At 49.3% G+C, this 6480-nt stretch carries 7 protein-coding genes; 1 reads left to right on the top strand and 6 read right to left on the bottom strand.

The features are described 5' to 3' along the window. The 5 genes from AC3B8H_RS16915 to AC3B8H_RS16895 form a co-directional block, all read right to left on the bottom strand. On the bottom strand, positions 1–857 hold an 857-nt coding region (locus AC3B8H_RS16915), incomplete at its 3' end, for a class I SAM-dependent methyltransferase (protein ID WP_488442717.1). 99 nt (positions 858–956) lie between these two features. Beyond that, entirely contained in the window at positions 957–2006 is a 1050-nt protein-coding gene (locus tag AC3B8H_RS16910) for a TolB family protein (protein WP_488442716.1), read from the bottom strand. 75 nt (positions 2007–2081) lie between these two features. Next, the gene (locus AC3B8H_RS16905; protein WP_202054400.1) at positions 2082–2882 is read right to left on the bottom strand and encodes a class I SAM-dependent methyltransferase; all 801 of its coding nucleotides are present in this window, start codon (positions 2880–2882) and stop codon (positions 2082–2084) included. A gap of 98 nt (positions 2883–2980) precedes the next feature. Beyond that, positions 2981–3799, bottom strand: a complete 819-nt coding sequence (locus tag AC3B8H_RS16900; protein WP_202054401.1) for a class I SAM-dependent methyltransferase — start codon at positions 3797–3799, stop codon at positions 2981–2983. Between the two features lie 518 nt (positions 3800–4317). After that, complete coding sequence (locus AC3B8H_RS16895; RefSeq protein ID WP_458138550.1) at positions 4318–5055, bottom strand: MBL fold metallo-hydrolase; 738 nt, start codon at positions 5053–5055, stop codon at positions 4318–4320. 172 nt (positions 5056–5227) lie between these two features. Here AC3B8H_RS16895 and AC3B8H_RS16890 point away from each other — a divergent pair, with 172 nt between their 5' ends. Further along, the gene (locus tag AC3B8H_RS16890) at positions 5228–6175 is read left to right on the top strand and encodes a LysR family transcriptional regulator (protein ID WP_236994403.1); all 948 of its coding nucleotides are present in this window, start codon (positions 5228–5230) and stop codon (positions 6173–6175) included. Positions 6176–6272: 97 nt separating this feature from the next. Here AC3B8H_RS16890 and AC3B8H_RS16885 read toward each other — a convergent pair. Beyond that, on the bottom strand, positions 6273–6480 hold a 208-nt coding region (locus AC3B8H_RS16885), incomplete at its 5' end, for a hypothetical protein (RefSeq protein WP_488442715.1).

Here is a 6480-nt window from a genome sequence, read left to right as displayed (position 1 = left end):
TCGCCAGCAAATGGTTCGACCAGCATGAAAGTTCCGCCTTTAGCCAGTGTACCGGCGACATGGGTAGCCGCGCCGATGGGGTCGCCCATGTCGTGTAGGGCATCGAAGATGGTCACCAAGTCATAGTTTTTGCCCGGATATTCCTTCGCCGTCACTACCTCAAAAATAGTGTTGCTTGAGACGCCGGCGTCACGCGCTCGTTCACGGGCATGTTCGATCGAGGGTTCGTGAAAATCGAAGCCGTGGAAGGTTGAGTTGGGAAACGCCTTAGCCATCAGGATTGTCGAAGAGCCATGGCCGCAACCAACATCGGCGACGCGAGCGCCGACTTCGAGTTTTTCTCGCACACCGTCTAGCGCCGGTAGCCAGTGGTCGATCAAGTTCATCGCATACATCGGCCGGAAAAAGCGCTCGGTACCGCAGAATAGACAAGGGCTGTGATCACGCCAAGGTAATCCTTTGCCGGAACGGAAAACCTCGGTCAACTTGGGCTCGTCAACATACACCGACATCACCGCCTGAAAAAATCCCTGCATGCAGGCTGGATGACCTTCGGCGGCAAAAATGACTGATTGTTCCGGCGACAGTGAAAACTTACCGGACGCGGCATCGTAATTGACGTAGCCAGCGGCGGCATTGGCGGAAAGCCATTCACGCAGATAGCGTTCGTCCATGCCGGTATTGTTGGCCAGTTCCTGGCTGCTGGCCGGACTAATTTCCAGAAGCGCGCTGTACAAATCTAGTTTGTCGCCAATATACGCCATCAACAGCCCCATGGAACCGGCGACATCATTCATCACTTTGCCTTGGAGTTGTTCCAACTTGCCGGTATCGACTTCATTCAAATGCAATGTCATGTATTGTCCTGCGGATGTGTAGTATCAGGCACCTCAAATTCGCAGAATCCGAGGTGTGTCCATAATTATGAAATGGCTTCTTTTCGCAGAACTTAGCGCCTATTTACTACTGCTGACTGTCGCCTTGTTTTTGGCCATCAGGTTTGGCGGCGGACCAATAGGATCGAAATTTTTCAGCAACGGGACATCGTCCTTGTTGACCCATAGCACGTCCATGTTGTAGGAACCTTGAGGCCCCCAGCCACCAAAAAACTTCTTGCCGTCCGGCGTGAATGACCAGCACATGTCTTCACCGGCGGTATTGATGGTGTCGCCGAGATTCAATGGCTCTTGCCATTCACCCGTGGTATTTTGGTGAGAAATCCATTCATCATGGCCGCCACGCGAGCCCATGTCGGTGCGTGTGCTGGTGATGATCAGGCTTTTGCCGTCCTTCGACAACCCTGTCCAATGCAAATGGTCGCGGTACGGTGAGTTGATTCTTGATCCCAGGCTCTGCGGTTTTTGCCATTTACCGTTTTTCTTTTCGACTTTCCAAATATCGCTGTCTTGGGTCACGCCTGGTTGCTGATAACTGAAATAGATCAGACTATCCGATGCGATGATTGGGCAATGTTCTTCACCTGTCGGAGTGTTTAAGTGAGGTAACTCGGGTACATCATTCCAACTTTTGGCTTGTTGCCATACCCCATTGATTTTTTGTACCACATACAGATCGCCAGTTGAAAAATTACCGGGTTGATAGCGGGTAAAATAAATCGCGTTGCCGTCGTCGGACAGGCTGGGTTCCAGTTCCCACGCTTCAGTATTAATGTTCGGGCCGACTTTGGGGTCGATGTCCGGCCCCAAATGAATCGGCGTTTGCCAAACACCATTGACGTTGTGCGCCATCCAGATGTCAAAGCTGTAAGGATTGCCTTTTGACTCGATGCTGCCAGGACGCGTGGAAACGAACAACACCGTTTTGCCGTCGGCACTGTAGGTCATTTCGAATTCAGCTGCGTCCGAGTTGATCGGTGCACCTATGCTTTTGGCCAACGAAGGCGCTTGGGCGTTTGCGCCGGATGGCATATCCATGCCGGGCATCGCATACGATGCACTCTGTCCTAACAGCAGCGCCAACCCAACGAAACGAAGATTGAGCTTCATAGATTTTATTATCATAACGTGTGTCTCATAGGTTTTTCTGGATCGATCAAAAGTGAATGTTGTTGTTTGCTGAGATCAAACCTTGGGCTTTTCTGTTTCGAAAAGAATCGCTTGCATCGGATAGCGCGTCGGACTGGAACCGAACTCCTTTTTGAAGGCATCCGACAGTTCTTTTACGATTTCCTCGGGATCGACATCACCTCGATCTCTGATTTCAAAGATCACTGGCGTGTACACCAAAGCCCGCGCAAAGGCCGTTACATCAAGAATATCGTAGACGTGACGCTGTACAGAGATGACAATCGGATCAAAGCCAATTTGAATCAACTGTTCCTTGAGCGGATCGATTTGATGACAGGAAACCGGATCGAATAAAAACTGAGGAGTATCCGACGGAAAATATTGTTTGAGCACTTCAAAGCTCAAGCTCGCAAAGGGATTGTAGCGTTCGGAGTCCCACACTCGGAATAGGTATCGACCGCCCGGCTTCAAGGTTCGGTAAACCTCACGAAACCCTTTATCCCGGTCGAAAAACATGATGCCAAATTGGCAAATTACAGCATCAAAGGCCTCGTCATCAAACGGTAATGCCGTGGCGTCGGCGTTTTGGAACACAACTTGTTCGCCGGGCTGAAACTTTTGCCGCGCTACATCCATCATCGAGTCGCTAATGTCGATGGCGGTCAAGCGAGCTTCTTTCTTTAACAAGGTGCGCAAGTGACGCGTGACGATGCCAGTGCCGGCAGCGATTTCCAGCACGTCGGTCGGCGTTTGTTCGGCGATGCGTCTTGCGGTATCAGCGCCGTAATGCTCGAACAGTACAGGACCAAGATCGTGATCATACGGTATGACAACCTCATCAACGTAACCAGACATAGTCATTTTCCTTTGCAATCAATAACGGTAATTTTTAAAAAGATAACCAGTAGCACTGCGGCCCTTTACCTTCGACTTATTGCAGAGAGGATCTCCGCCTAACAGAGCCCGATATTCGCATTATCTTCAACCACATACAGGAATCTGACCAGCGTCCCACGCTCGGCATGATCCTTGAACCAACCATTCTCGGCCATACGAGCTTCGCACAGGAAGGCGTTGCCTTCTGCCGCAAAATCGGATTGAAGTTTGCAGGAGAATTCGTAATTTTTGATCCAGTGATTGCGAATATTCGGAGTGAAGTCGTGCTGAACATAGCGGAATGACAATGTCTGTAGAGCCTGATCCACACGCGTATGGCCGGCCAACAGAATCGTATCGGAATCATGCTCTTCTTTGGCCTGAAACGCTGCGATAATCATACGACCGCCAGGCCGCAGCCGGGCGTTGAGTTTGGCCAGCGTCCTGTTGTAATCTCCCATGAAGTAGATCGAATCAATGGCCAGGATGACATCGTAATCGCAGCCAGGCAATTCGTCATGAATCAAGTCCACCGCCTGGAAATTCAATGCGGCGGCTTTATCCCGGGTTCTTTCCTGTGCCTGGGCAATGGCGGCATCGGCATAATCAAGACCCAAAATGTTGCAGCCCGACTTTTCGTGCAGGTATTCTGTAATGTGGCCGTTGGAACACCCGATTTCCAGCACCTTCTCGCCGGGCTTAAGCAATGAGGCTAGAAAATCCATCTCGTCGGTGTCCATCATGCCGTGCTGGCACAAGTCGATGCCATAAACAGCTTCGCAAAAACGTGAGTGGGTCGGACTTTCTGCGGCACGCCGGAAGTATTCGTTGTACCAGGCCTTGGAAAACATTTCCGCCTGCCCCATGTCGACCGTGTGATTCATCAGTTCGTTCATGCTTTGTTCCATAGTCATATTCCTTAGATTAAATCGAAGAGACCAATTAGTTAACTGCCTACCCCAGAATAGACAGATAAATTGTACGGAAAATAACTCAAATCTGAAACGTATTACCAATCTCTAATTTAGCATGATGGATATGCATCTTTGCATGCCAAGGTAAATTGGTACTCGTCAGTCATGATCAAGCGAATATTTTGCTTAATCGGAAATTTCGTTAGGTAAAACAACGTTAAAACCGAAACACTGCCGAAAACTGGAAACGCAGCGAATCTCCCATTACTAACGACCGTTAAGCTCACTCGCGGCATACGCAAGCTAAAAGCCTCGCTGTTGAGAATTAATCCGGCAAGCGATTCAGTAAAACGTATGAAACATTGCACTTTTACTTTGGCCGCTTACCGATTTTGAAAGGATTGGACTAACAAATATAGTGCTCGGCCTTAGACTTTTCTCGATAGTTTTTTCATGCAATCTGTTGGCGTTAGGCGAATGGTCTGGGCCGTGTCAAACTCTTAGGGGACATAAGGTTTACCATCCCATTCCTTGTTCTTGAAAGGATTTTTCATAATTTCGCCGTGTGTTGGAAACAATAAATCGGCTTTTCGGAGCAACGCTTTACGATACTTGTCTAAACTGGCCTGATCTTCGCCCACGGGATCGACGACAGGTGTCAAATTGTTATGCCACCACATATGGGTGATGAGCATGACACCGTCGTCGGTATCCACTAAAAGGCTGCTATCTTCTTCGGTGTGACCTGGGGTCCTGACGACCGTTACACCAGGAAGAATCTCGAAATTATCGGGATGATCCGACCATATCTCATCTTTATAGATCGACCAAAAGTCGACCACCGGTGCATTGGGGAATGCACCTAAATGCATAGTATGGTCGGGATGGTGGTGGTCGATCCACACATAATCCACGTCTTCAGGGCTGATGCCCATATCGGCTAACTTATCCATGATTTTCGGCCATTCGCCCTTTCTCACTTCGCCTGGGTCGCCGATTAATATTTTGCCACCACTTTCAATTAAAAAAACCGAGGTGGACAAGGAGCGGACGCCGTCATGGGTAGACCACGGCAAGAAAGTTTTACCCTCAACCGGCTGTACATGCCCCTTATACAAGAGGGTGACTTTGGCTTTCCCTGACGCCAGGTTGGTATGAACAGACCGACTGGTTTCGGCGCAGGCAGAAATGCCCAGTGCCGCGATCAGCAGCACCGGACGCAAATATTTAAGTTTCATTCGACTCTCCCCTGAAAGACACACTTTCAGTGTCAATTTGTTTATTTAGGCAAACGCCATCGTTTTTATTTGAACCGCTTAAATCAGCGCTTCAACCAGTGATCGGTAGCACTATCGACTCCCGGAGATTTTCCTGGTCTGCGACCTTTCAAATTCATTGTAAGACAGCACGATGCCGATTAAAATGCATAGCGTCTACCAAAACCGACATAATGGATTTGCAAATATGCATGATACAAATTGGGACGATCTGCGTTACTTCATCGAGGTTGTACGTTCAGGCAATGTCACGGAAGCCGGCATTCGGCTTGGTGTCAATCAATCAACCGTCAGTCGACGCATTGCTGCCCTTGAGAGCGCGTTAGGAAAACCGCTGTTTGATCGCACGGCAAAAGGATGGGTCATTACGCCGGTGGGCGAAAAAATCGTCACGCAAGTCGAAGAGATGGCGATACAAGCCAATGCCATTCATCGAAAAATCGAGATCGACACCGAAGAAGTTTCAGGGATCATCAGAATCAATGTTGCCGATGTGTGTTCCAAGCGTTTTGTGATGCCGGTCATCCGCGATTTCAAACGCGATTATCCCGAAGTCGATATCGAGTTGATCACGGCTGACCATGTGCTAAATCTAGCTAATCGCGAAGCAGACATTGCGGTTCAAGCCGTTAACGAACCGCCGCCTAATGTTGTCGGTAAACACATCTGCAAGATGGCATTCCAAGTGTACGGACATTCGGAGCTAATAGAAAACTTATCACTAGATATGCCCCCCTGCATCACCTGGATAGGCGACGGTGTCACCTTGCCGTTCTGGATTAAAAAGAATTTCCCCAAGCTCAAACGCGCTTATCGGACGAACTCCGGTGTCGCCATGTTTAACATGTGTAAGGAGGGCTTGGGATTAGCCTTGCTGCCCTGTTCGCTGGGTGATGAGGTGGCTGAATTGGAGCGCATTCCTGTCGAGCATATAGAACCGGGGCAGGACGTTTGGGTATTGAGTCATGTCGATTTACGCACCACGGCAAGAGTCCGCATTTTTCGGGATCGCATGGTCGAATTTTTGACTAGCGAAATCGATCTATTGGAAGGGCGAAAACCAAAAAGAGACTTGTATTAGCCAGTCTCGCATTACTTCACAGGATCGTAGGCTGTATGAGAATAGCGCGGGCCGCCGCCAACCCGCGCTAAATGGAGCGTAGCTTAGAAACTTGCCATCAGTTACTTTGAGCTTGCGATTGTTGCTCGGCAAGCCGCAATCCTTGCAGACCGTACCGGCGTTTCGGTGATTTTTGTAACGACAGCCGATAAGCTTCTGCCGCAGCTTGCGGGCGGTGCATTTCAAGAAGTAAATCACCCAGCAATTCACGAGCTGGCAAGATGGGGCCAGGCGTGACATTGTCTTTTTCAGTTACATCTTCAAGA

It is taken from the genome of Methylomonas sp. BG-2 (assembly GCF_057766305.1).
The sequence above is the reverse complement of the archived record's forward strand: the minus strand, read 5'-3'. Positions and strand labels throughout refer to the sequence as shown.

What these genes read in the sequence shown, in the direction of transcription:
- AC3B8H_RS16910 (WP_488442716.1), bottom strand. Translation starts at nt 2,006, where the DNA reads ATGAAGCTCAATCTTCGTTTCGTTGGGTTGGCGCTGCTGTTAGGACAG.
- AC3B8H_RS16905 (WP_202054400.1), bottom strand. Translation starts at nt 2,882, where the DNA reads ATGTCTGGTTACGTTGATGAGGTTGTCATACCGTATGATCACGATCTT.
- AC3B8H_RS16900 (WP_202054401.1), bottom strand. Translation starts at nt 3,799, where the DNA reads ATGAACGAACTGATGAATCACACGGTCGACATGGGGCAGGCGGAAATG.
- AC3B8H_RS16895 (WP_458138550.1), bottom strand. Translation starts at nt 5,055, where the DNA reads ATGAAACTTAAATATTTGCGTCCGGTGCTGCTGATCGCGGCACTGGGC.
- AC3B8H_RS16890 (WP_236994403.1), top strand. Translation starts at nt 5,228, where the DNA reads ATGCCGATTAAAATGCATAGCGTCTACCAAAACCGACATAATGGATTT.